The sequence below is a fragment of the Streptomyces sp. NPDC059788 genome, assembly GCF_042732265.1.
Taxonomy (GTDB): domain Bacteria; phylum Actinomycetota; class Actinomycetes; order Streptomycetales; family Streptomycetaceae; genus Streptomyces.
The window spans coordinates 64980-88239 of the sequence record NZ_JBHWHY010000023.1; the positions used below are offsets into that span (position 1 = coordinate 64980).

21 protein-coding genes are annotated in these 23260 nt (G+C 72.1%); 6 read left to right on the forward strand and 15 right to left on the reverse strand.

Going from position 1 to position 23260, the window contains the following annotated elements:
* Positions 1 to 154: 154 nt before the first annotated feature.
* The 5 genes from ACFV57_RS21115 to ACFV57_RS21135 all read right to left on the reverse strand — a co-directional run bounded on the left by ACFV57_RS21115 (position 155) and on the right by ACFV57_RS21135 (position 6453).
* On the reverse strand, positions 155 to 1123 hold the full coding sequence (locus tag ACFV57_RS21115) for an HD domain-containing protein (RefSeq protein ID WP_385234275.1): 969 nt from the start codon (positions 1121 to 1123) through the stop codon (positions 155 to 157).
* A gap of 79 nt (positions 1124 to 1202) precedes the next feature.
* Positions 1203 to 2828 carry an ABC transporter substrate-binding protein gene (locus ACFV57_RS21120; RefSeq protein WP_385234278.1) on the reverse strand — a complete coding sequence of 542 codons (1626 nt, stop codon included), beginning with the start codon at positions 2826 to 2828 and terminating at the stop codon, positions 1203 to 1205.
* A 14-nt stretch (positions 2829 to 2842) separates the two neighbouring features.
* Positions 2843 to 4981 (reverse strand): hypothetical protein, encoded by a 2139-nt coding sequence (locus ACFV57_RS21125; protein WP_385234281.1) that lies wholly within the window; start codon positions 4979 to 4981, stop codon positions 2843 to 2845.
* 116 nt (positions 4982 to 5097) lie between these two features.
* On the reverse strand, positions 5098 to 5562 hold the full coding sequence (locus tag ACFV57_RS21130) for a DNA-binding protein (protein ID WP_385234284.1): 465 nt from the start codon (positions 5560 to 5562) through the stop codon (positions 5098 to 5100).
* A gap of 69 nt (positions 5563 to 5631) precedes the next feature.
* Positions 5632 to 6453, reverse strand: coding sequence for a response regulator transcription factor (locus ACFV57_RS21135; RefSeq protein WP_385234287.1), 822 nt, complete (start codon positions 6451 to 6453; stop codon positions 5632 to 5634).
* A gap of 273 nt (positions 6454 to 6726) precedes the next feature.
* Here ACFV57_RS21135 and ACFV57_RS21140 point away from each other — a divergent pair, with 273 nt between their 5' ends.
* Both ACFV57_RS21140 and ACFV57_RS21145 read left to right on the forward strand, forming a co-directional pair.
* Positions 6727 to 7101, forward strand: coding sequence for a hypothetical protein (locus ACFV57_RS21140; protein WP_385234289.1), 375 nt, complete (start codon positions 6727 to 6729; stop codon positions 7099 to 7101).
* 52 nt (positions 7102 to 7153) lie between these two features.
* Entirely contained in the window at positions 7154 to 7627 is a 474-nt protein-coding gene (locus ACFV57_RS21145) for an RICIN domain-containing protein (RefSeq protein WP_385234291.1), read from the forward strand.
* A gap of 261 nt (positions 7628 to 7888) precedes the next feature.
* On the opposite strand, the gene ACFV57_RS21150 is transcribed toward ACFV57_RS21145, so the two are convergent.
* The 5 genes from ACFV57_RS21150 to ACFV57_RS21170 all read right to left on the reverse strand — a co-directional run bounded on the left by ACFV57_RS21150 (position 7889) and on the right by ACFV57_RS21170 (position 14524).
* Entirely contained in the window at positions 7889 to 9526 is a 1638-nt protein-coding gene (locus ACFV57_RS21150; protein WP_385234293.1) for a SpoIIE family protein phosphatase, read from the reverse strand.
* 267 nt (positions 9527 to 9793) lie between these two features.
* Positions 9794 to 10024, reverse strand: coding sequence for a cold-shock protein (locus ACFV57_RS21155; RefSeq protein ID WP_385234295.1), 231 nt, complete (start codon positions 10022 to 10024; stop codon positions 9794 to 9796).
* A gap of 207 nt (positions 10025 to 10231) precedes the next feature.
* Complete coding sequence (locus tag ACFV57_RS21160) at positions 10232 to 11401, reverse strand: macrolide family glycosyltransferase (RefSeq protein ID WP_385234298.1); 1170 nt, start codon at positions 11399 to 11401, stop codon at positions 10232 to 10234.
* A gap of 33 nt (positions 11402 to 11434) precedes the next feature.
* Complete coding sequence (locus ACFV57_RS21165) at positions 11435 to 13072, reverse strand: DUF2079 domain-containing protein (RefSeq protein ID WP_385234301.1); 1638 nt, start codon at positions 13070 to 13072, stop codon at positions 11435 to 11437.
* A gap of 69 nt (positions 13073 to 13141) precedes the next feature.
* Positions 13142 to 14524 (reverse strand): serine hydrolase domain-containing protein, encoded by a 1383-nt coding sequence (locus tag ACFV57_RS21170; RefSeq protein WP_385234304.1) that lies wholly within the window; start codon positions 14522 to 14524, stop codon positions 13142 to 13144.
* 157 nt (positions 14525 to 14681) lie between these two features.
* Here ACFV57_RS21170 and ACFV57_RS21175 point away from each other — a divergent pair, with 157 nt between their 5' ends.
* A complete protein-coding gene (locus tag ACFV57_RS21175) occupies positions 14682 to 15413 on the forward strand; it encodes a TetR/AcrR family transcriptional regulator C-terminal domain-containing protein (RefSeq protein WP_385234307.1) in 732 nt (243 codons plus the stop codon).
* A 25-nt stretch (positions 15414 to 15438) separates the two neighbouring features.
* On the opposite strand, the gene ACFV57_RS21180 is transcribed toward ACFV57_RS21175, so the two are convergent.
* The 3 genes from ACFV57_RS21180 to ACFV57_RS21190 form a co-directional block, all read right to left on the reverse strand.
* Entirely contained in the window at positions 15439 to 16008 is a 570-nt protein-coding gene (locus tag ACFV57_RS21180) for a TetR/AcrR family transcriptional regulator (protein WP_385234310.1), read from the reverse strand.
* A 133-nt stretch (positions 16009 to 16141) separates the two neighbouring features.
* Complete coding sequence (locus ACFV57_RS21185; RefSeq protein WP_385234313.1) at positions 16142 to 17197, reverse strand: LLM class flavin-dependent oxidoreductase; 1056 nt, start codon at positions 17195 to 17197, stop codon at positions 16142 to 16144.
* Positions 17197 to 17721, reverse strand: a complete 525-nt coding sequence (locus tag ACFV57_RS21190; RefSeq protein ID WP_385234316.1) for an SRPBCC family protein — start codon at positions 17719 to 17721, stop codon at positions 17197 to 17199. Before ACFV57_RS21190 ends, ACFV57_RS21185 begins: the two co-directional genes overlap by 1 nt.
* 326 nt (positions 17722 to 18047) lie before the next feature.
* On the opposite strand from ACFV57_RS21190, the gene ACFV57_RS21195 reads away from it, so the two are divergent.
* Complete coding sequence (locus ACFV57_RS21195; RefSeq protein ID WP_385234319.1) at positions 18048 to 19049, forward strand: alpha/beta fold hydrolase; 1002 nt, start codon at positions 18048 to 18050, stop codon at positions 19047 to 19049.
* On the opposite strand, the gene ACFV57_RS21200 is transcribed toward ACFV57_RS21195, so the two are convergent.
* Positions 19032 to 19601 carry a GNAT family N-acetyltransferase gene (locus ACFV57_RS21200; RefSeq protein ID WP_385234322.1) on the reverse strand — a complete coding sequence of 190 codons (570 nt, stop codon included), beginning with the start codon at positions 19599 to 19601 and terminating at the stop codon, positions 19032 to 19034. The two genes, ACFV57_RS21195 and ACFV57_RS21200, sit on opposite strands and share 18 nt — an antisense overlap.
* Positions 19602 to 20036: 435 nt before the next feature.
* On the opposite strand from ACFV57_RS21200, the gene ACFV57_RS21205 reads away from it, so the two are divergent.
* Complete coding sequence (locus tag ACFV57_RS21205; RefSeq protein ID WP_385234325.1) at positions 20037 to 21560, forward strand: glycosyl hydrolase family 18 protein; 1524 nt, start codon at positions 20037 to 20039, stop codon at positions 21558 to 21560.
* A 162-nt stretch (positions 21561 to 21722) separates the two neighbouring features.
* Here ACFV57_RS21205 and ACFV57_RS21210 read toward each other — a convergent pair whose 3' ends face one another.
* Positions 21723 to 22628, reverse strand: coding sequence for a DMT family transporter (locus tag ACFV57_RS21210; protein ID WP_385234328.1), 906 nt, complete (start codon positions 22626 to 22628; stop codon positions 21723 to 21725).
* 389 nt (positions 22629 to 23017) lie between these two features.
* Between ACFV57_RS21210 and ACFV57_RS21215 the strand changes: the two genes are divergently transcribed.
* On the forward strand, positions 23018 to 23212 hold the full coding sequence (locus tag ACFV57_RS21215; RefSeq protein WP_385234331.1) for a hypothetical protein: 195 nt from the start codon (positions 23018 to 23020) through the stop codon (positions 23210 to 23212).
* Positions 23213 to 23260 lie beyond the last annotated feature (48 nt).

Here is a 23260-nt window from a genome sequence, read left to right on the forward strand (position 1 = left end):
CCCGGAAATCCCGGACCCGCTCGGAGCAGCCTCTCCCGGTCCGGCCCGCGCCACACCGCGCCCACCGGCAGCCCGTCCCAACGAGGGAACGGGAAGGCATTTCATGGACGGGTGCCGGTGGAACGACGTTCCGACAAAATGCGGAACCGGGCGGTCAGTTCCACCGGACACGGAACGCGGTGGGCAGCGCGCCCAGGGCGTCCAGTTCCTCCGCCAGCCCGGGTGCGGCCACCTCGATCCGCCGCCCCTCCACCAGCGGCGCGGAGCGGTAGATCTTGCGCAGGCGGAAGTCCCAGCCGGAACCGTCCGGAGGACCGTCCGCGGTCATGACCTGCAACCGGTGCGGCTCGTACCGGACCATGGCGCTCTCCGCCCGCGTGCCGGCACAGGCGTCGAACGCGGACCACAGCTGCGGATCGGTCATGCGGGCGAGCCGGGCGGGGGCGAGGTCCGTACTGTCGAGCAGTCGGCGGGCCAGGCGCCGGACCACCGAGACCGGGCCCACGTTGTCCCACGAGGTGTGCAGCCGCGCTTCCGCGCACACCAGGCCGACGAGTGAGGCGGCGGTCCGGCGGTCGGCCGACACCACGCCGTCGTCGAGGACGAGCCGGCTCAGCAGGAGGGCCGGGTCGGTGTCGAGACACCCGGCGGCACGTCCGCTGCGCACGTACGAATCGAGGTGGTCGAGGTTCAGCAGGCCGGGGCGGCTGGTGAGCGGCGACGTCGGCTGTCCGCCGAGTGCCGCGACGACGGCCCCGGCGCCGATCCCGTGGCGCTCCAGCACCGGGCGGATCGGGTCGGTCCGCAGCAGCCGCACGCCGATCGCGTGGTGGTCGAGACCGAAGGTGCCTTCGAAGGTGTGGCTCAGCGGCAGGTGTCCGATGTCGTGCAGCAGCGCCGCGACCCGTAGCAGCTCGTCCTCCGGGCGGAAGTGCGCGACCAGCGCCAGCACTCCGAGGGAGTGTTCGAGCCTGGAGTACGACTGCAAGGTGCTCAGCGTCGACGCCCCGCCGTGCGCGACGAAGTGCAGGCGTCGCAGCGGTTCGGTGCGCAGCAGGTCGCGTTCCACCGGGTTCGGGCGAAAGGATGTCCGCCACAGGGGGTCGGTGAACACGGGGGACATGCCCACGACATTCGCCGGGACCGAGTGCACGGCGTCCGCGGAGCCTTGCGGTGCGCTCCGGCCGAGGTGACCGCCCATCTCAGCCGGTCCCGCTGGGCACGACGCAGTCGGCCGGCTGGGGCTTCTTCTCCGGCCAGCCCAGCCCCACGAACGCCACCCTCCGGGTGCGCGGATCCAGCCGGACCACGGCCACCGGCTTGTCGTAGGCGTTGCCCCCGTTGGTCAGACAGATCCAGCCGCTCGCGCCCCGCACCCGGTGCGCGGCCTCCAGGCGCGGCCACTCGGCGGCGACCCGCTCCCGCGGCGGTATCGACCCCGCGGCCTGGGCGTTCGCCAGGAACACGGCCTCGGCTATGGTGCGCACCCCGTCGTGGACCAGCATCGTCCGGGAATCCTCCAGCTGTACGGGACCGATGTCGCCCGCGGTCCCCTGGTCGATGAGGCCGCGGAGTTCTTGCAGTTCCTTGCGCGGGTCGGTCAGATAGGCCGGCCGGTCCGCGACCGCCGGCTTCCGGCCCGTGCTCGCCTGCCGTTCCTTCTCCCACGTACGCAGCGCCGCGTCCCACGCGTCCGGGTGGGCCGGAGCCGCGTACTGCACGGTTATCGTGGCGCTCTCCCCGTCACCACCCTGCAGTTTCCGCCAGTCGGCTTCGCTCATGTACCGGTCCAGGGTCGCCGCGCCGGAGCCGCTGACAATGGTGTATTTCTTCCCGTGGCACGGTACCTCGGCCAGCTTCAGGGCGAAGAGCCGGAGGTGGACCGGCCGGCCCGCGAAATAGACCACCTTCGCGTCGGACTCGCAGATGTTGTGGCCGATCAGCGAGAAGTCGTTGCCGGTGTCCCCCGGTTCGGTGATGCTCGGCGACTCGAATTCCTGGTCCTTCGGGCCGGGCGGCCCCGGTTCGGGGCGGCTGAACGCCTTGGCGAGCGACTCGTCGTAGATGTCGTGCGGCCGGATGTCCTTGACCAGGACGGTCTCGGCGTCCCGGAGCCCGCCGTGGAAGTCGGCGAGCGCGTCCGCCTGCTGCCGGTTGGTGGGGATGATGCGGGCCAGTCCGGGAAACGGGAGCCGGCCGCTGCGGTTGTCGGGGTTGGCGATCTCGTCGGCGCTGACCCGGCTGGCGAGCACCGGGATCTTCAGCTCGCCGGTCAGCCGCGCGATGGCCTGCTTGGTGGCGCCGAGGCTGAGGTTGAAGCCGGTGACGGCCCGCAGGTTGTCGCGCTCGGAGTCCGCCATCCCGGCGAGCCGGTCCACGACCGTTTCCTGCTGCGCGTAGTCGGCGCCGGGATTGGCCAGGACGAGCCGGAGCTGCGGGGTCTTCTCCATGCGGTTGGCCCGGTACTGCGCCAGGTACGCGCCCTGCAGTTCGCTGCGGAGCTGCTTGCGTTCGGCGGCGAGCTTGGGCTGCAGCGGCAGCATCATCGCGACGGTGACGCTGTTCTTCTGCTGGGCGACCCGTTCGTTCTCCTTGCGGATCGCCTCGGTCACCTGCCGGATCTCGGGCGTGCCGAAGTCGTAGCCGGAGCCGTTGACGCCGATGCACTCCCCCTCGCTCTGCACGACCCCCTCGGCACAGCGGTCGGGCGCGCCGATCCTCGCGGGGAGGAAGAGGGCGGCGGGGACGACCACGGCCAGAACGACGAGCACCGTGAACGCCTTGCGCATCCAGGTGGCCCAGAACGTGTTGTACAGCCAGTTCAGCAACGCCGCACCCTCCCTCACCCGATGTGTCTCGTGCACGTGCACGGTCTGAGCGGCTGTTTTCCGGTGAGCCGGTCGCTCCATTCGCGGGCCGTGTGGGTCAGCGCGCCGGCGCCGGCCGCGGGCTCCTCCCCCAGCCGCTCCAGCAGCTTGGGCAGGGTGTCGATCACGGCCTCGTCGAGGGGTTTTGTACGGTCCTCGCAGAGCCGTACAGCGTGCAGCAGCCGGTCGATGCGCTTGCGCCGCACGTCCCCGGCGACCTCCGCCTCGCCCAGTGCCCGCGCCCGCCGGTCGTCGGCGCGGCCGAGCAGCGGCGCCTCCGCGACGGCCAGCAGTTCGTCGCACCAGACCCGCGCACTGCGGGTCAGGAAGGTGCGGTCGAGGTAGTCCGTGACGGTGTCGGCGTCGCCGACCGCCAGGTGGTGGTGCATGCCGTGTGCGGCGGCGGTGCCGAAGAGTTCGTCGGCCGTGTCGTCCTCCAGGGCGCGGTAGTGGTCCCACAGGAGGGTCTGGTCCGCGTGCCAGGCCGCGCCGTCCGCCCGCAGGCGGTACAGGCGGCGCATCAGCAGGCGGCGCAGGCCGAGGTCGCCGATGAAGTGCCGGGGGCAGTGCGGCCAGCCGCTGTCCCGCAGCAGCTCCGCGATCCGGTACGCGGACAGGCGCTCGTCCCGGCCCGCCTGCACCTCGCGCATGAGGACCTGGGCGCATTCCGCGTCGTGCGCGACGGACAGATGGCTGAGCAGGTCGAGCCAGTGGCCGCGCTGCTCCGGCGGGAGTTCCTCCGGTGGCTGCCGGTCGACGAGGTCGTCCAGCAGGAGTTCCGCGACGGAGCGGCCCTCGGTGTCCTCCCCCGCGCGCACCCGCGCGTCCAGCAGCGCCCAGTCGGTGCCGTCGCCGGGCTCCCGGAACATCAGCGACGCCGTCGCCTCCCCCAGCCGGGTCACGAACAGCGGGCGTCCGCCGCTCAGCCGGTGGATGCCGCTGTCGATACGGAGCTGGGCCGCGTTGTCGCCCCGCGCCCGCCGTACCTGCAAGCGGGCCGTCTCCTTCGACTGCTGGTCGCGCGTGAGCACCGGCATACGGACGAGGAGGACGCCCCGCGACAGGGGCGTCAGGCCGGGTACGCCACCGGCCGGACGGCTCCACCGTGGCAGGCCGCCGTCGGAGGGCCGCCAGCTGACGGGCGCGTCGTCCTGCGTACCGCCGCGGTCGCCGGCGTGGTACAGGAAGCGTCCGCCGTCCTCCCGCCGCGCGGTCGCCATCACCACCAGCCGGTCGTGGTGTCCGCGCTCGCGGTCCTCCAGCACCGGCCTGACCAGCCGTCTGCCCAGGGCGTTGTCCGCGTGGTCGAGCAGCAGGGCGGGGCGCCCGGCCCGGGACAACCGGCCCAGCAGCGATACGTAGGCGGCCTCGATGTCCTGCCGCAGCGCGCGGAAGAGGAAGCCCTCGGCGACTTCGCGGGCCTCGCCGCCCTGCTGGAAGTGGGACGCCAGCGAGTGCAGTCCCAGCTTGGGGTGTCCGCCCGCGCCCGTGTACTCGCCGTAGCACGCCGCCAGCAGCGCCTTGCCTTCCTGGGAGGTGCGGGCGAGCAGCTCGTCGAGGACGGCGTTGATGAACGGTACGGCTCCCGGGTGCGCCACCAGGCCCGCGACGACGCCGACGTAGGTTCGCCCCGCCCGGTTCAGCACTCCCCGCCAGAAGGAGCCCCGCGGCAGCAGTTCGTCGTGCCGCTGCACCTCGCTCACCAGGGTGGCCGTGTCGGCGAGCGGGTCGCCGGCCGCGACGGCGGCGAGTCCCGCGTACAGCCGCGGGGTGGCGACCGCTCCGCCGTCGCCCTGCCACGCGCCGAACTGCCGGGCGACCTCGCGCAGCACCTCGGTCGTCACGGACCGCGTCTGCGGGTGCTGTTCCGCCTGCTCCCGGTACACCGTCAGGCCGCAGTCGATGTGCGCCGTCGGTACGTGGCGGCCGAACTCGTCCCGTACGCAGTGGAGGAGCCGGCCCTTGCCCATGCCCGGCCCGCCGACGAGCAGGACCACCGGCAGGTCGGGGCCGTGGAGCAGCTTCCGGTTGCGCCCGGCGCGGGTCTTGCCCAGCAGCCGGGCGAGCAAGCCGTCGTCGTCGAGCAGCTTGTCGAATCCGAGATCGTCAGGCACGGGCCCCCCGAGGCTTCACCGACCGTACCGCTTGTGATGACACGTCAGGTTAGTGCAGGCCCCCGGCCTTTAGGGAGAGTTCCCGCCCGAACCTGCCGCCACAGCTCCTCCTTGCGCTAATCCTCCCCCGTCTCGCCCTCCGCTCGGACGCGGCCGGCCAGCCGCTCGTACCGCTGCCGGGCCGCCTGCGGGGTGCCCAGCCCCAGCCCGAAGGCCACCTCGGGCCAGGTCATGCCGCGCCCGCGCGCCATCCGCAGCAGACCGGCCTCCAGTTCGTCCAGCTCGCCGCGGACCAGCGGGAGCAGGCTCAGCGCCGCGGTGATGTCCGCGTGGTCCACCTCGGGTTCGCCCTCGGCCGGCCGGGCCGCGCCGCTCATCAGGAACGACACCAGCCGTACGGCTTCGTGCGGCCCGAGGACCGTCGGATGCGTCTGCCGTTTGCGCTGCTCCTCGGTGGCCGCGTGCCGCTCCGCGATCCGGAAGAGCGAGGCGTGCACCCGCCGCGCGCGGGCCTGTTGCGCGTCCGGGAGGGAGAAGGGGTCGGTGCCGGGTCCGTCGTGCTGCTCGAAGGTCGATGCCATGCGGTCAGCCTGCACTCACCACGAAGCAGTGTCAACGGTTTATTGTGAACGCTTCGTTTGCACCGACAGTCACCAGCCGCACTCGTCGCCGCCGACGCGCGCGAGACGGTGGTCGCTGCCGGGCGCCGCCGCCCGGCTCGGGGGCAGAAGCCCCAGCTGCTGGGCGCGCATGACCGCGGCGAGGCGGTCGGCGGTGCCCAGCTTGCGGTACAGGTTGCGGACGTGGTTGTGCACCGTACGGGGCGAGATGCCCAGCCGCCGGGCGATGGCCGCCGCGGTGAGCGTCCGGCCGAGCAGATGCAGCACGGTGACCTCGCGAGGTGTCAGCCGCAGGGCCGTCACGGCGTCGCGGACGGCCGGGCCGGTGGCGGGGTCCTGCGCGGCACGCCAGCGCCGCAGATGCTGCTGATGGCGGTCGATGCCCGTCAGGAGAGGCTGGATGCGCCGCGCGTACGCGCGTTCCGCCGCGCTGAAGTCCCGCTCCCAGTGGTGGATGACGAAGCCGCGGGCCACCCCGGCCGGCGCGGGCAGCGGAATGGCCAGCATGTGCGCGCCCAGCGTCTCCCGGGCGATGCTGTAGCTCTCGCTGTTGCGCCAGTCGCGCTCCCCGCTGATCTGGGCCGCCGTCAGCGGAGTCGAGTCGGCGCCGGTGGAGTAGTAGGCGGAGAACGGGACACCCGCCCGCACCTGCCGTACGACCAGGGCCGTGAGGTTCTGCCGCGGCCCCATGGACGGCATCCACGTCAGCACCCGGCCCTCGCGCCGCTGCCAGTGGGTCTCGGACATGGCCACCGCCGACGACTGGAGTACGCGGGCCAGCTCCGCCTGCACCAGCGGCCACGGACGGTCCACGTCCGGGGATTCCAGTACGGCCACCGCCAGCTCCAGCATCCGCGCATGGTCCCGCCCCGCCCCGTACCCCACGTGTGGCCTCCCGTCCTCGCACCGGCGAACGCGCACCATGGCAACCCGCCGGAGCCCTTTCCTCAAGCACTGGCCACGGCCGATCCGCACGATCAGGCCACGCCCGTACCGCGCGTTCACCGCGCCCCCAGGAGCCTCGCCGGTCAATGCGCACTTTTACCCATAGCGGCGCTTTGGCCCCGTACAGCACGCTCAGTCACGACCGACCCGGTATCACCCGACCGAGAGAAGGCGATCCGCATGACCTTCGGCTCCCGCTTACCCCGGCGCGGCGCACTGACCGCGGCGGCGACGGCGGCCGCGGCCGCCGCCCTGCTGCTGGCCCCCACGTCGGCGAGCGCCACGAGCGGCCACACCGCCCCCGTGACGGCGGAGAAGAAGGCACCGCCCCGCCCCGCGGCCACCTGCTTCATCAACGGCAACAACGTCAACTACCGCACCGGCCCCGGCGTCAACTACACCTCGCGCGGCCAGGTGCACAAGGGCCAGGGCTTCGACATCACCGGCGGCAGGTGGGGCGACAACCCCGCCGACGGAATCTGGTGGAACGAGGGCACCTTCTGGGGCGGCGACGGCAACCGCTACTGGGTGCGCCGGGACTTCATGAACTGCTGACGCCGCCCGGCTCATCGGCACCCGAACGACGCCACCGCGGAAATGAGGAATTGTGGCAGCAACTCTGCGTACCCGCTCCGCCCTCGTCCTGTCCTCCGCCGTCCTGCTGGGCAGCGCCCTGGCACCCACCGCCTCCGCCGCCGAGGCGCCCCTCCTGGCCGACTCCGTCCAGACCTTCGGGAACATGGCCACCGGCTCCTGTCTGGACGACAGTCTCGCCTACGGCCTGCGCGGCTTCGGCTGCAACGGCATGGACTTCCAGAAGTGGAACGTCCATGTGTGGAACGACGCCACCTTCCAGTTCAGGAACATCAACACCCAGCGCTGTCTGTACGACGACGGCCGGGTCCTGGCCACCCGTCCCTGCAACTCCTCCCGTGAACAGAGCTGGTTCGTGACCCACCACGGCTCCGACTCCATCTCCTTCCAGAGCCAGGCCACCAACAAGTGCCTGGACGACAGTGAGTTCGGCCTGCGCACCATCCCGTGCGCCGGCGGCTCCAACCGTCATCAGCTCTGGCGCTGATCCGCCCGCACCGCGCCGTACCCGGCCGGTTCCCGCCGTACGACGGTGACGGTGGGAGCCGGCCTTCGGCCGTGACGACCGCGGCGAGTCCTTCTCGGCCCACGCGCCCCAAGGCGGCAAGGGGCGGGCCGGGGCGCCGTCGTCACCGGCTTGTTGCCGCCGAACGACCCCGGCCCGCCTGCGCTTCGTTCATCTTCCCCGAGGAACGAAGCGAGTCGATACTGCCCACCGCGGAGGCCGCCATGCGCGCCGCCGTGACGATCACCCGGACAGCGCAGCCTCGGGTGGCGGGCTCCCCTCGGCCGCCGCCCCCCGCCCGTCGCACGCGCCCGGTACCGTGTCGCCCTCCTGGGCGCCGGCAGTCCGGCCCGAGGCCGTCAGGAGGGTGAACCAGACGGTTTTGCCGACCGCGCCGGGGCGCGTTCCCCAGGCGTGGGCGAGCGCTTCGACGAGCATCAGACCGCGGCCGTTCTCCTCCGCGTTGTCCGCGAGGCGGGCCCGGGGCCGGGGCGTGCTGCTGCCGTCCAGGACCTCCACACCCAGCTCCCGGACGCTGTACCAGACGCGCAGCGTCAGCGCCCCCCGCGCGTGCAGGACGGCGTTGGTCAGCAGTTCCGACGCGAGCAGCAGCGCGGTGTCGGCAAGCGCGGCCAGGCCCCACAGCCGCAGCGTACGGAGCAGGAAGTGACGTCCCCGCGGAACCGAGGACGGCTCACCGGTCAGGCCCATGGCGGCCGTGTCGAGCGGGGCGGTGGGAAAACCGACGAGCAGGAGCGTGACGTCGTCGGAGTATGTGGCGGTGCCCGGGAGCAGGGCGTGCAGCACGCGGTCGGCGGCACCCTCCAGGTCCGCCGTGGTGGCGAAGACCTCCCCCAGCGTGGTGGTCAGCAGGTCCAGTTGCGTGTCGATGTCGGTGTGGGGCGTCTCCACCAGGCCGTCGGTGTAGAGGGCCAGCGTCGTGCCGGCGCGCAGGGGCAGGCGGACCTCCTGGTGCGGTACGCCGCCCACGCCGAGGGGGATGCCGGTCGGCACCGGCAGCGCGCTGACCTGCGCGTCCGGTGCGATGAGCCAGACCGGCAGGTGCCCGGCGGAACAGGCGGTCACCTCGCCCAGCGCCGGATCGGCCTCCAGGTAGGTGCAGGTGACGAACTGTTCCGGCAGGCCGCGGGTGAAGGTGTCGAGCGTCTGGATCAGCTCGCACGGCGGCGTCCCGGCGAGGGCCAGCGCCCGGGCGGCGGAGCGCAGCTGACCCATGACCACGGCGGCGTCCAGGCCGCGGCCCATGACGTCCCCGATGATCACGCCGACCCGTCCGGCACCCAGGTCGATCAGGTCGAGCCAGTCGCCTCCGACGCCCTGCCCCTGGGTGGAGGGCAGGTAGCGGGTGGCGGCGCGGGCCCCGGGGATCTGCTCGGAGGCGCCCATCAGACGCAGGGCCAGGGCGATGTGCCGCTGCTGCGCGTACAGGTCGGCCAGTTCCCGCTCGGCCTTCCTGCGCTCGGTGATGTCGCGCATCGTGGAGCAGACGCCGGTGATGACGCCGTCGCGGCTTTGGATCGGCCACAGGGTCACGTCGATGTCCAGCTCCCGGCCGTCGCTCGTGGCCCGCCGCGTCTCGTAGTGCTCGATCCGCTCGCCCCGGCCGACCCGCTCCAGCAGGTCCGCCTCCTCGTCCTTCAGATCCGGCGGAATCAGCAACCCGATGTGCCGCCCCAGCACCTCCCGCGCCTGATACCCGTACAACCGCTGCGCCGCCTCGTTCCAGAACGTGACCCGCCCGGCCACCGTCTTGATCAGAATCGCGTCCTGGGAGCACTCCACCAGTTCCCGGAACGGTTCCTGCTTGCCCGCGGCGTTCCGCGGGGACTCCATCGACGTCATCGGTGCCTCACTTCGCATGACGCATCCACGCCCGGGCGACAGGAGTGGCGACTTCACGTCACGGGACCCGCAGCCGGCTCGGACACGTCCCCGCCGTCCCCCGCGGTCCCTTGCCCGCGAGGGTGCGGATATTGGAGCATGTACCCTCCGCTCTCATCAGGTTTGTTCGCATTTGGACGCGACTGGCGCGGCCCTTGCCGCTTTCTGATCTGTCTACGCATGATTGAGCAAACGATCACGTGGGGCGTGCGAGCCGGAGCGGGGCCCGTGCGCAAGGGTCCGCCGTCAGGCCGGGGAACGGTCCCGGCCCGGGAGACGGTAGATGTTCTCCGCCCGGATGCCCTCGAAGTCCTCGACGAGGTTGAAGGAGACGCACTCCCCCGACAGCAGCGTGCGGGCCGGTTCGTCGCCCTGGATCGCCGAGCGGTAGGCCAGAACGTCCGGCCCCCCGCCCGACTGGGCGACCAGGCCGGCGCCTCGTTCATGGTCGAACCATTTGACGACCCCATGGGGCACAGCAATCACCTCGGTCGGGTGCAGTGGGCAGTACACCCATCGGGTGCCCCTACACCGGGGGTTAAGGGAGCGCGTTGGAGGGCGCACGCAGCTCACGCCCGGCGCCCGGCCGGCCCGTCACGTGGGCGCGAACCGTCGCCGCGCCGGTGCCTGAGCCGGTACCCGGCCGGCGACGGATGTGCCGGCGGCCGATCTGCCCGCCGGAGCTCAGCGCAGCCCTTCGATCAGGTCCGCGCCGAGAGCGGCACCGCCGCACCCCCGGACGGTGTCGCGCATCGCGTCCAGGCGGGCGCGTACGCCGGCGTCGGAGGTGAGCCGGGTGACCGCGGAGCGCAAGGCTTCGGCGGTGACGGCGTCGCCGTTCAGCGTTTCCGCCAGGCCCAGTTCCGCGGCGCGTTCGGCGTTGGCGGTCTGCTCGGGCGTGTGCGGGACGGCGACCAGGCCGACTCCGTGGTACAGCGCTTCCAGGGTCGAGTTCATGCCCGCGTGGGTGACGAACGCGGCGGCATGCCGCAGTACGGCCAATTGCGGGAAACGGGGCCGCAGTTCGACGGTGGGCGGGACGGGGCCGAGCTCGGCGGGGTCCAGGTCGCCCACGGTCATCGCCACGTACCAGGGCCCGTCGGCGAAGGCGTCGAGGCAGGTGCGGTAGAAGGCGGTGCTCCCCGTGAAGACGGAGCCCAGCGAGACGTACACCACCGGCATCCCGGCTTCCGGCGGCGACCAGGAACCGGCCTGCTCACGGCGCCCGATCGCGGGGCCGAGGAAGTGGAACCGCCCGTCGAAGGTGTCGGCGGCCGGCTGGAACGCGCGCGGCACGAAGACGAGGTTCAGCCGCTCGGTCACGTCCAGCGTGCCGTCGATGTCGATCCCGACGCCGTACTCCGCGGAGAACTCCGCGCAGTCGGCGGCGAGCGCGTCCAGCACCGGGTGTCCGGGCCCGAGCCCGGCGGTCAACTGCTCGGCAATCGAGTACGACTTGTTGGAGGCGAGATTGGGAACGGTACGCACGGCCGGTATACCGAGCCGCTCGGCGACGAGCCGCGCCGGCCAGTTCATCGCGTCGTAGCAGATATGGTCCGGCGGCCGGACGACGCAGTGCGCGCGCAGCACCGGGTAGGTGACGCGCAGCGCGGAGAAGGCGTGCCGCAGCCACCGGGCGACGGTGTCCGGCCCGATCTCCGGCGGCGTCGCGAACGGTCGCATCGACGGCAGTTCCACCCAGTGCGCACCGGCACCGGTCACCGCGTCGGCGAACTCCGCCGAGGTGGCGTAGTCCACCCGGTGGCCGCGCCGCACGAGTTCTTCGACCAGCGGCAACGTCGGATTGACGTGTCCGTGCCCGGCCAGCACCACAAAGAGCAACCGATTCGGCATCCAGGGAGCGTACCGGCCGGGAGGCCGCACGGGTCAGCCGGTGAAAAGGTTCTTGCCAAGCAACGGGTTCGGCCGTTCTTTCACCGGGATGCTGCCCGCCCCGGGAACGCGCGTTCCGGGGACGGCGACTTCGCTGTCCGTCCGCTGCAATAGCGTGGTGTTGCCCTGGGACCAGATCCGGCGGTATCCGTGCGCGAGCAGCAATTCCTGGCGCTGCCTCAGTTGCGCGGGCGCGGTAAACGGAAAGGTGGCCTCCGCTGTTTGCAGGACGACGTAATCGGCGCCGCGCGGGGCGCCGTCCAGAATCACCGTACGGGTGCGTGCCGTCAGCCGTACGGCCACGTTGTTGTCCGCCTCCACCAGCGCGCCGTCCGGGATACGGCCGGCGGCTTCGATGAGATGCCGGGCGCGCGCGGAAGGCGCCCAGTGCTGCGGGCTGAAGAGCGTGCCGAGGCCGAAGAAGCATGCGATGGCCGCGTTGAGCGTCGCCGCGAGCACCAGTCCCACGGCCGCGTTTCGCCGGTGCGCCGCGCCTTTCCGCTGCGCCGCCCGGTGCAGTCGCGCGGCGGTTTCCACCGCCGCTGTCAGCAGGAGCGGCCAGACAAACGCGTCGTAGTGGTGGATGACGGACCAGTGGTTGGGGTTGTCCGACAGGACGCGCTCGGCGATCAGCGGAACGGCGCACAGCGTGGTGGTCGATCCGAGCGGAAGGAACAGCAGCGTCGCCAGGAGCCACAGAATCAGCCCGGCTCTCACCGGAGTGCCGAACGCCACGGCGAGGAACGCGCCCGGATCGGTCAGGGCCCGCCACGCCAATCCGCCGAAGGAGCCGCCCAGTTCGCCGTAACTCCAGTAGTACTGCCGGGGTCCTCCCATCGCCGGTATCAGAACGCCGATGGTAAGCGCTGCGATCGCCGGCCCGAGCGCCAGGAGCGCCACGCCCGTCAGCCGGCCACCGCGCCGGCCGCCGCGCCGGTTGCGCCACAGCAGTACGGCTCCGTACGCGCCGACGACGAGCCCGAGGTCCTCCTTCGTCAGGCACAGCAGAACAGCGCAGACTCCTACTGCGGCGTAGCGCCGGGCGAGGCCGCGTTCCAGCATGAGGAGCGTGAGCGGCACCGCGAAGGCGACCTCGTGGAAACCGTTGCGGGCCGCCACGAGCAGCGGCCAGCCCACCGCGTAGGAAATGGCGGCCAGGAGAGCGGCCCGGGCGCGCACCGCCGGGACCGCATGGGCGAAGCAACGGAGGGCGATACGCCGGACGACGGGCACTCCGGCGGCGAACAACGCGCCCTGCGCCAGGATCAGCGTCCGAGGGTCGTCCCACAACCAGTACAGCGGAGCCAGCAGAGCGAGAATCGGCGAGAAATGGTCCCCCAGGAGGGACACCGCCGGCGGGAACTCATGGTGGAAGTTCTTTATTTCGGAGCGCGGCAGCTCGAAGTGGGCGTACGAGCGGACGCCTTGGTCGAATATCCCGAGGTCGAATCCGCCCAGACCTGCCGTATGCCACACCTGGAGGCCCAGTGCGCAGGTCACGGCGAAACATAACAGGGGCGGCCAGCAGGACGCGGAAAGGCGGGGTCTGAGTTTCCGGGGAGTATCGGAAAGGCCGGAAACCGTGTCCCGGTGGCCGGTTCTCTCCAGGAGGGTGGTCGGGTCGGTGGTCATCAGCGCACCTTAATGATCCGGCCCGTCGGCCCGTCGTGATCCGGACGCCGTTTTCGTCCCGCGCTCCGGTTACCGGACTTTCGGCGCCGCCCGCATGGCGAAGTACGCGCAGGGGGTGCCGTCGCGCAGGGTGGCGAACACGACGGGCATCCAGTCCTCGCTGACGGAGGAGTCGCCGCCCTTGGCCGCAAACACCGTTTCGGTGACCGGGACGAGGGTCATTTCGAGTGGCGGGTGGAAGTCCGCCATTCCCTCGACGAACGCGTAGGTGAGGTGCGGCGAGCCGTCGCGTTCGGCGACGGTGATGATGACGCCCGCGCGCCGGTACGTGCCGAGGTACGGCGTCAGGTCCACCACGGGAGGCTGCGCGGGCGGGGCGAAGGGCTCCGGCATCCGTACACCGGCGAGGTCGTCGAGCAGTTCGCGGAGCAGCGCGTCGTAGAGCCGGCGCGCGCTGCCGCCGTTGGTGAGCAGGGCTATGGCCACGCCTGCCTCCGGGACGACGCGCAGGAACGCGTACTGTCCGACCGAGGCGCCGTCGTGGCCGTACCCCGGGGTGCCGTTCCAGTCGTACAGCGACCAGCCGAGCCCCCACCCGTCGGACGAGACCGACCACCGGTCGGGACAGTCGGTCTCCCAGCGCTGCATCGCCGCGACGGTCTCCGGGGCGAGCACCCGGGCCCCGTCCGGGGCGAGTCCGCCGTCGAGGTGCAGTTTCGCCAGCCGTACGACGTCGGCGGCGCCGGCGACGACCCGGCCGTACGGGCCCGCCGAGCGCGGCATGAGGTCCCAGGCGGGTGTCGGGTCCGGGTCCTGCCCGGACTGTCCCATGTGGCCCATCGCCGCCCGGAAGGCGAGCGCCTCCTCGGGCAGCGTCATCGTGCGCCGGAGCCCGAGCGGGCCGACGAGCCGGTCCTTGAGCGCCTGGTCCCAGACCTGGCCGGTCAGCACCTCGACAAGGCGGCCCAGCACGTTGTAGCCGACGCTGCTGTACGAGAACGTCCCGGGCGGGCCGTCGAGCGGCACGTCGCGCGCGGCCTCGACGTAGCGGGCCAGGCAGTCGTCGCCGCGGCCGGTGTCGAGGGTGAAGTCGCAGGTCAGACCGCTGGTGTGGCTGAGCAGCTGACGGGTGGTGATGGTCTTGGTGGCTTCGGCGTCGGCGGTGGCGAACTCCGGCAGCACGCTCACGACCGGGGCGTCCAGGTCCAGGGCGCCGGATTCGGCGAGCTGCATGACGAGCGTGGCGGTGTACACCTTGGCGACCGAGCCGAGCTGGAAGACGGAGTCGGTCGTCGCCTCCACGCCGGTGCCGCGGTGCAGCACGCCGCTGGCCATCTCGTGGATGTCCCCGCCTGTGAGTACGGCCAGGGAGGCGGCCGGTACGTGGTGGGCGGCGCGCAGCTCGTCGAGGCGGGCCTGCCAGCGGGCGGCGTCGAATCGGTCCGAGGTCATGGGAGTTCGCCTTCCGGGACGGTCCGGGCCGTGCGGAGCGCACGACTCACCGGCACTCGCCGCACACTGTGCGGCGCTCCGCACACTGTACGGTCCTCGCACGGCGAACGTAAAGCCGTACACTGTGCGGGCAGGGGAACGAGGACGAGGAGACCGCATGTCGGCCGATGAGCAGGCTTTTTTGTCGGTGTGGACCCGCCCGCGGCGGCCACGGCGGGAGCAGCCGGCGCTGAGCCGGGAACAGATCGTCGCGACGGCGCTGGAGTTGCTCGACGCCGAGGGCATCGACGCCCTGAGCATGCGCAAACTCGGCACCCGCCTGAACGCCGGCGCCACCTCGATGTACTCGCACGTGGCCAACAAGGACGAGCTGATCGAGCTGGTCGTGGACGAGGTGCACGGCGAGATCGAGGCACCGGACCCCGACGGCCCGGCCGACTGGCGCACGGCCGTCGCCGCCTACGCGCACAGCATGCGTGCGACGCTGCTGCGGCACCCCTGGATCGCGTCCGTGCTGGGCGAGTCGGGAGTGTCCTACCTCGGGCCCAACATGCTGCGGCTGAACGATGCCGTGCTCGCCGTGTTCGAAGGCGGGGGCTTCTCGCTGCCGGCCGCCGACCGTGCCCTGAACACGATGGTCGCGTACGTCATCGGCGTCTCGACGAGCGAGGCCGCGTTCCTGACGACGCTCGCCCGCAGCGGACGCGGGGAACAGGAGTGGACCGACCGCCTGTGGCCGGCCGCCGAAGAAGCCGTGAAGCCGTATCCGCGCCTGCGCGCGCTGTACGCCGCGCAGCGGGACCAGGACCGGAGCGGCACGCGCGACAAGAGTTTCGCGGACGGGCTGGAGTGCGTCCTCGACGGGATCGCGGCCCGGCTCCGGGGCTGAGCGCGCCCCTGGGCGGCGCGGCCGGCTACGCCACCCCCGCCGCGTCGAGCAGCGTGGCGGCCGTGGTCACGGCCAGGCCGGACAGGCTCTCCACCCGCGCTCCGGCGCGGGCGCTCGCGCCGTCGAACACCAGGGTCAGCTGGCGTGCCAGCAGCTCCGGGTCGCGTGCCCCGGCGCGCTCGGCCTCGGCGCGGAAGGCGTCGGTCAGGTGCCGCTTGACCTCCTCGGCGACGATGCTCGCCGGGTGCCCCGGGTCCTTGAGCTCGACCTGCGCGGCCAGGAAGGGGCAGCCTCGGTAGTCGGTGGCCGCCGCCAGCTTCTCCAGCCGTTCGAAGACGTAGAGGATGCGTGCGCGTGGTGGGCCCGCGTCGACGGTACGGAGCGCGAGCTGCTCTTCGTACGCCGGGGCGCGCCGCCGCAGGCTGGCCGCGAAGACCTCGTCCTTGCTGTCGAAGAGCTGGTACATCGAGCGCTTGGAGACCCCGGCCGTCCTGCACAGCGTCTCGACCCCGATGGAGGCGCCCTCGCGGTAGAAGAGTTCGGCCGCAGCGTCGAGCAGCCGGTCCCGGGTGGACGCTTTGCCTGTACTGGACATGCGGGGAGATTATCGCGTTGCGTGGACGGCGGAAACCGATCGGTCTGTGCATGCCGGTACGGTGGGGTCGGTCGGAGTCCGGCGGCGCGGCACCGGGCCCTGACCGTGCGCTGCCGGTCCCGGCCCGCCCCCGCTACGCCGCGTCGCCGACCTCGCGTACCAGTTCCAGCGCCCTGCCCAGCGTGGCGAGCCGGGCGTCCAGCGTGGTGCCCGCCGGGTAGAGGCGGACGGTGTCGACCCCCGCGTCGCGCCACACGCGCAGGCGTCGGCGCACCATGTCCTCGGTGCCGATCAGCGTCGTGGCCAGCACCATCTCGTCGGTGACCAGGCTCGCCGCGCCGTCCCGGTCGCCGGCCCGCCAGCGTTCGCGTACCGCGGCGGCGACCTCGGCCCAGCCCTGGCGGCTGTACGCGTCGTGGTAGTAGTTCGTCGTGGCGGAGCCCATTCCGCCGAGGCTGAAGGCGAGTTCCTTCTTGCGTCCGGCCACCATCGCGCGCAGCGCGTCCTCGTCGTCGACGAAGGCCACCTCGGCGCCCTGGCAGATGTCCAGGTCGGCGCGGGTCCGCCCGGATACGGCGAGGCCCGCGTCCAGGTGGTCGAAGTACGCCTCCCGGGCGGCCTCGGGTACGAAGCTGGTGCCCAGCCAGCCGTCCGCGACCTCGCCGGTCAGCCGCAGCGTCTTCGGCGAGAGGGTGGCCAGGTAGACCGGCACGTCGTACTCGGCGCGCAGCGACAGCCGCATGGGCGTGCCACCGCCGCCGGGCAGCGGGATCGTGAACTCCCGCCCCTGGTAGGCGATCTTCTCGCCCGCGACCGCCTGCCGCACGATGTCCACGGTCTCCCGCATCCGCGCCAGCGGCCGGGCGAAGGGGACGCCGTGCAGCCCCTCGATCACCTGCGGCCCGGACGGGCCGAGGCCGAGCAGGAAGCGTCCCTCGCAGAGGTGTGCGAGGGTGAGCGCCGTCCGGGCGATGGCCACCGGCGTCCTGGTGGCGAGTTGGATGACGCCGGAGCCGAGCAGTATGCGTTCGGTGCGCGCGGCCAGGTAGCCCAGCGGCGACGGCGCTTCGGCGCCCCAGGCCTCCGCCACCCAGCAGATGTCCATCCCGAGCCTCTCGGCCTCGGTGACGAAGTCGACGGTCTCCCGCCAGGCCCCCGCCGACGCCTCGACCGTCGTCGCCGTACGCATCACGCACCCGCCCTTCCGGCGTCCTCGGCCCGTCGGCCGATGGCTTCGACCGTGGCGGCCATGTTCCGTTCGAACTCCCGCAGCCGTACGAAGACGATCTTCTGCTCCTTCTCCGGCATCCGGTCGATCGCGCGCGACAGTCCCGATCTGCCCGGCCCGAGGCGCACCCACTGGCGCAAGGTGGTGCCGCCGTCCCGGGCCTCCAGCGTGAACCGCCAGGTCGCGGCGGGGTTTTCGGGGTCTTCCACGGCCCAGGCGAAGGTGCGCGGCGGCTCGTACTCCACGACGTACGACGTGGTCCGCCACTCCCCCAGCGACGGATGCCCGCTCCAGCCCTCGAAGCGGGCGCCGAGGGCGGGCCCCGTCGCGCCGTCCAGCCATCGCACCGACCGGAGTTCGGCGCTCAGGCCCGGCATCAGCCGGATGTCACGGACCAGTTCCCACACCGCGTCGGGCGGGGCGTCGATCCATCGCGCGACTTCGGCCGTCGGCCCGTCCGCGTAACGCGCGCCTGTCCACTCCATCGCTCGGTCAACCCTTCTGTGCTGGTGGTCGCCGTCATGGCCGCGGCCGTGGGCATGTGGTCGAGCGGAGCCCTTCTTCCGACTGGCCCTGTGTGGACCAGGTTTCCCCCGGCCTACGCCCCCGGCCATGAGAGTTGCGTAGATGAACTCACCCGTCAAGGGCACGGCGCCATCGCGCTCACCCCGTGGGTCCGCGCCCCGGAACGGCCGGAAACACACCCCGGCCGCCACCCCCGCCCGCACCCCGAAAAACCGAACGGTCTACCGTTCCCCCCACGGAAACCGTTCGGTTTCCGCGATCGGCGCGACGAGATGCCGGAGGACACGTGACCGTCACCGCCCAGCACCGCTACGCAGAAGTCAACGGAGTCAGGCTGCACATCGCCGAACAGGGCGAAGGGCCCCTGGTCCTGCTGCTGCACGGCTTCCCGGAGAGCTGGTACTCCTGGCGCCACCAGTTCGGCCCGCTGGCCGCGGCCGGATACCGGGTCGTGGCACCGGACCAGCGGGGGTACGCCCGCAGCGAGCAGCCCGGCGACGCCGACGCGTACAGCCTGCTGCATCTGGCCGGCGACGTGATCAGCCTGATCCACGCGCTCGGTGAGGAACAGGCCGTCGTCGTCGGCCACGACTGGGGCGCGCCGGTCGCCTGGGTCACGGCCATGCTCCGCCCCGACGTCGTACGGGCCGTCGCCGGACTCAGCGTGCCGCCCGTACTGCCCGCGGGGATGGCGCCGCCGGAGGCCGCGCGGCAGCACTACGGCGACGGCTTCTACCAGATCTACTTCCAGCAGCCGGGCGTGGCCGACGCGGAGTTGGGGCGCGACCCGGCGTCGACGTTCCGCCGCATCCTGTCCAGCGGATCGGGCGACAGGCCCGGCGACACCACACCGCGCCCCTGGGTCGTTCCCGACGGCATGACGCTCATCGACTCCGTACCGGAGCCGGAGCGCCTGCCCGCCTGGCTCACCCCGGAAGACATCGACGCGTTCGCGCAGGACTACGCCGGGCACGGGGAACGGGCGTTCACCGGCCCGCTGAACTGGTACCGCAACATCCGGCGGAACAACGAACTCCTGACGGCCTTCAAGGGCCGCGGTATCGACCAGCCCGCGCTGTACGTCGCCGGGGACCGCGACATGGTGATGTCGCTGCGGGGCATCGACGAACTCCTCGCGTCGCTGAAGACGGTCGCGCCGAAGCTGCACCGCAGCATCGTGCTCCCCGGCTGCGGACACTGGACCCAGCAGGAACGGCCCGCCGAGGTCAACGCCGCCCTGCTCGACTTCCTCGGCCACCTGCCCGACCCGTCACCGGCCCGCCGCTGACCGCGCCTTCCCCGTCTCCCCCGGCCGCGCCACACGGTAGACGTAGTGCGCGCGGCCGGCGGCGGGACTGTCCGGTTCGAGTTCGCCTTCCGCGGCACGGCGCAGCCCGGCCTTCTCCAAGGCGCGCCAGGAGGCCCGGTTGGCGACCGGTACGGGGATCAGGATGTCCGGGGCGTACGGGTGATCGCGCCAGGTCGCACGGACGACGGCCCGGATCATGCGCGGGCCGTGTCCGCGTCCGACCTGCTCCGGTTCGCCGATGAGGTAGTCGAGGGTCATCGTCTCGCCGGTCACCTCGGTCACGGCGGCCAACTCGGCGCGGTAGTCGGGGTAGTCGGCGAACCGGGACCGCTGGACCAGGCCGAGGGGGCGGCCGTCGAGGAGGGCGAGCAGGTCCTCGGAGGGCTCCTCTCCCCTGGCGACGGGGCCGAAGTCGCGCGCCACCGCCTCGGCGGACGTCTCGTGGTTCCACCAGCGGGCCACGTGCGGCTGCGCCAGCCAGCGCCGCAGGAGGGGGAAGTCGTCTTCGGTGACCCGACGCCAAGTGATCATCACGTCCTCCACGGGCCGCCGTCCGGCGCGGTGCGGGGTGCGCACCGGCCACCCGGCACGGCGCCCCACCACGTCCCGACTCCGGCCCTCTGTACGGGTCGTGAGCCGGCCTGAGCGTACGGCGCGACGGCGTCCCGAGTGAGCCGCCGTCGGCAAAATCTTGCCCATGCGGGCCGCCGCCACTCGTATGCGGACGCTCGCGGGGCCGGGTGTCCGCCGGGCCTGTGACGCCCACCGGGCCAACGGGTCCGCCGCGGCGCCCCGCACCCGGGCTCCGCCCTCGTACGCCTCGCACCAGGCCCACAGAACGCAATTGGTCTAGTCCCATCTTGGTCCAGACCATTGACATGCTCTTGCCCTTGGAGGAATTTCTTCCCGATCCCCGGCACGCCCGGGATCAGTGGTCATCCCCCTCATCGGTTGGACACAACACACATGAGACGCATCCCCTCCCTGCGTGCGGCCCTCACCGCCGCCGTCACCGCGTTCGCCGCGCTCGGCCTCGCCGCGACCGGCACCGGCGCCGCGTCGGCCGCGACGCCTCTGCCGGCCCACGTCTTCGCCCCCTACTTCGAGGCATGGACCGGCCAGAGCCCCGCCGCGATGGCCGCCGAGTCGGGCGCCAAGCACCTGACGATGGCGTTCATCCAGACGGCCACGAAGGGCTCCTGCACCCCCCTGTGGAACGGCAGCACCTCCATGCCGATCTCCCCGGCCACCTTCGGCGACGACATCAAGACCATCCAGGCCAGGGGCGGCGACGTCATCCCCTCGTTCGGCGGGTACACCGCGGACACCACCGGCACCGAGATCGCCGACAGCTGCACCGACGTCAAGCAGATCGCCGCCGCGTACGAGAAGGTCATCACGACCTACGACATCAGCCGGCTCGACATGGACATCGAGGTCGACGCGCTGGACAACACCGCGGGCATCGACCGGCGCAACAAGGCCATCAAGCTCGTCCAGGACTGGGCGGCCGCCAACGGCCGGAAGATCGAGATCTCCTACACCCTGCCGACGACCACGCGCGGCCCCGCCGCCAACGGCGTCGCGCTGCTGAAGAACGCGGTGAGCAACGGCACCCGGGTCGACGTGGTCAACCTCATGACCTTCGACTACTACGACAACGCCACCCACAACATGGCGAACGACACCGAGACCGCCGCCCAGGGCCTGCACGACCAACTCGCGCGCCTCTACCCGGACAAGAGCGACGCCCAGCTCTGGAGCATGATCGGCGTCACCGAGATGCCCGGCGTCGACGACTTCGGCCCGGCCGAGACCTTCACCCTGGCCAACGCCCGCCAGGTCTACAACTGGGCCACCACCAAGAAGATCAACACCCTGTCGTTCTGGGCGCTCCAGCGCGACAACGGCGGCTGCCCCGGCGGCCCGGCCTCCGACAACTGCTCCGGCATCGAGCAGCAGACCTGGGACTTCACCCATATCTTCGCCCCCTTCACCAGCGGCTCCACGACCCCGCAGAACGACTTCTCGGTGACGGCGGCGCCCGCCTCCGGATCGGTGAGCGCCGGCGGTACGGCCACCACCACGGTCAAGACGGCGGTGACCGCGGGCGAGCCCCAGAAGGTGGACCTGACCGTCAGCGGCGTCCCCGCGGGCGTCACCGCCTCGCTCAGCCCGGACTCCGTCACGGCGGGCGGCTCGTCCACGCTGACCCTCGCCACGACCGCCAAGGCGACGTCCGGCACCCACCGCATCACCGTCACCGGTACCGGCCCCGCCGGCAGCCACACCACGACGTACGCCCTGACCATCACCGGCGGGAGCGGCGGCCAGTGCACGGACTCCCCCTGGACCGCCGGCACGGTCTACACCGCCGGCCAGCAGGTCTCCCACAAGGGCCACACGTGGAAGGCCAAGTGGTGGACGACGGGCGAGGAGCCCGGCGCCACCGGCGAGTGGGGCGTCTGGCAGGACCTCGGCACCTGCTGACCCCGGCGCACACGGCCCGGCTCCGTCGGCGGAGCCGGGCCCGCCCAGTCGGCCACTTCGCGGGGGGGGGCGGCGCGGGCCGGGGCGGTTCAGGCGTCCGGACCGGACAGCCGAGTACGAAGGCCTGCCCAACCATCAAGGCCCGAACCAACCGCCCCGGGATCAGGCGCCGGAGGACTCGCCCCCTCCCCCGCCCTTGGCGTCCTCCGTACCCTCCCCGCCCTCCGTGTCCGCCCGGGGCAGCACCACCACCCCCCACGTGACCATGACCGCCCCGATGCCCTCCGGGATCAGCCACCACCCGGCGCGCACCCGTTCCCCGTACACCACGATCCCGAGAGCCAGGCTGACCAGCGCCTCGCCCAGGGTGAGGGCGGGCTGCGAAGCCACCAGCGGGCCGGACTCCATGGCGTTGGCCAGCAGGAAGAGCGCGCACGCCCCGGCCGCCACGAACGCGTACGTCTGCCAGGTGGCGAAGAACGCGCCGGGGCCGTCCCGCTCGAAGGTGTCGGTGGCCGCCTTCATGAGCGTCGCGGTCAGGGCGTAACCGATCGCGGAGGCCGAACCGAACAGGGCGGCGCGGGCCTTGCCGCGTGGCCTCGGCAGGGCGGCCAGTACGCAGACGGCCATGGCACCCCCGGTGACGAGCAGCGTCAGCACCCACGTCCCGGCGACGACCTCGGTGCCGCCACCGGACGGCGCGGCGGCGGCCAGCCCCAGGCCGAGCCCGGCGGCCACCATGACCGAGGCCGCCCAGCCGATCGCGGGCAGCCGCCGCCGGGCCACCGCGGAGGCGAAGAGCAGCGTGAACGGCAGTTCGGTCACGAGGATGGGCTGCACCAGGGACAGCGAGCCCAGCGTCAGGGCGAGGGCCTGGCACGCCGCGGCACCGACGATGACGGCGATCCCGCCCAGCCACGCCGGGCTGCGCAGCAGGTGCCGCAACAGCCGGACGCTGAAGGCGTCGCCCGGCGGCACCCTGCGGGCCGCGATCCGCTGGAGCACCGTGCCCGTGGCGTTGGCCACGGCCGTCACCAGGGCGAACAACGCGGAGAGCACGACTGGCACCAAGGGCTCCTGCGGTCCGGCGCGGCGGTCACCGGCCGCCGCTGCCCCTACGGTGCCAGACCGGACGTACCTCCCGGCACCGCATCACCGCGGCGAAAAGACCGTCACACGATCGGCTCCCCGGGGCGCATGGGGCCGCCCATGGGGTCAACCACTCCACCGCGTGGCGCCGCCCCGCGCACGGCCCCGCCACCGACCGTTCGGCGTGTCGGGAACAAGCGATCTGACCTGCAATGATGTGGGATCTGGGGGCCATCCGGGCAGTTGTGTTGGGCCGGCCGGGGGGTTTCTCCGACGAATCACCCGTTCGCAGCTTTTTACGGCTTGATACTTGCTGTGAGGCTGGAAGGACTCATGGTGACCGTCCCCAGCACCGAGGAGAGAACTCCATGATTCTGTCCATCTCCGGCGTCGTTCTGCTCGGCATCGTCGTCTTTCTGTTCTTCCGCAAGGACGGGCTCAAGGTGTCCCACGCCCTGGTCTGCGCGCTCTTCGGCTTCTACCTCGCGGGCTCCGCGATCGCCCCCAGCATCAAGGCCGGCGGGGCGAGCCTGGCCAACCTCCTGGGCGGCATCAAGCTCTGACCGCGGCCCTGCCCCGCGCACCGCCCGGCGGACGGGCACCCGGCCGTC

What these genes read in the sequence shown, in the direction of transcription:
- ACFV57_RS21115 (WP_385234275.1), bottom strand. Translation starts at nt 1,123, where the DNA reads ATGTCCCCCGTGTTCACCGACCCCCTGTGGCGGACATCCTTTCGCCCG.
- ACFV57_RS21130 (WP_385234284.1), bottom strand. Translation starts at nt 5,562, where the DNA reads ATGGCATCGACCTTCGAGCAGCACGACGGACCCGGCACCGACCCCTTC.
- ACFV57_RS21135 (WP_385234287.1), bottom strand. Translation starts at nt 6,453, where the DNA reads ATGCTGGAGCTGGCGGTGGCCGTACTGGAATCCCCGGACGTGGACCGT.
- ACFV57_RS21140 (WP_385234289.1), top strand. Translation starts at nt 6,727, where the DNA reads ATGACCTTCGGCTCCCGCTTACCCCGGCGCGGCGCACTGACCGCGGCG.
- ACFV57_RS21150 (WP_385234293.1), bottom strand. Translation starts at nt 9,526, where the DNA reads ATGCGAAGTGAGGCACCGATGACGTCGATGGAGTCCCCGCGGAACGCC.
- ACFV57_RS21160 (WP_385234298.1), bottom strand. Translation starts at nt 11,401, where the DNA reads ATGCCGAATCGGTTGCTCTTTGTGGTGCTGGCCGGGCACGGACACGTC.
- ACFV57_RS21165 (WP_385234301.1), bottom strand. Translation starts at nt 13,072, where the DNA reads ATGACCACCGACCCGACCACCCTCCTGGAGAGAACCGGCCACCGGGAC.
- ACFV57_RS21170 (WP_385234304.1), bottom strand. Translation starts at nt 14,524, where the DNA reads ATGACCTCGGACCGATTCGACGCCGCCCGCTGGCAGGCCCGCCTCGAC.
- ACFV57_RS21175 (WP_385234307.1), top strand. Translation starts at nt 14,682, where the DNA reads ATGTCGGCCGATGAGCAGGCTTTTTTGTCGGTGTGGACCCGCCCGCGG.
- ACFV57_RS21180 (WP_385234310.1), bottom strand. Translation starts at nt 16,008, where the DNA reads ATGTCCAGTACAGGCAAAGCGTCCACCCGGGACCGGCTGCTCGACGCT.
- ACFV57_RS21185 (WP_385234313.1), bottom strand. Translation starts at nt 17,197, where the DNA reads ATGCGTACGGCGACGACGGTCGAGGCGTCGGCGGGGGCCTGGCGGGAG.
- ACFV57_RS21190 (WP_385234316.1), bottom strand. Translation starts at nt 17,721, where the DNA reads ATGGAGTGGACAGGCGCGCGTTACGCGGACGGGCCGACGGCCGAAGTC.
- ACFV57_RS21200 (WP_385234322.1), bottom strand. Translation starts at nt 19,601, where the DNA reads ATGATCACTTGGCGTCGGGTCACCGAAGACGACTTCCCCCTCCTGCGG.
- ACFV57_RS21205 (WP_385234325.1), top strand. Translation starts at nt 20,037, where the DNA reads ATGAGACGCATCCCCTCCCTGCGTGCGGCCCTCACCGCCGCCGTCACC.
- ACFV57_RS21215 (WP_385234331.1), top strand. Translation starts at nt 23,018, where the DNA reads ATGATTCTGTCCATCTCCGGCGTCGTTCTGCTCGGCATCGTCGTCTTT.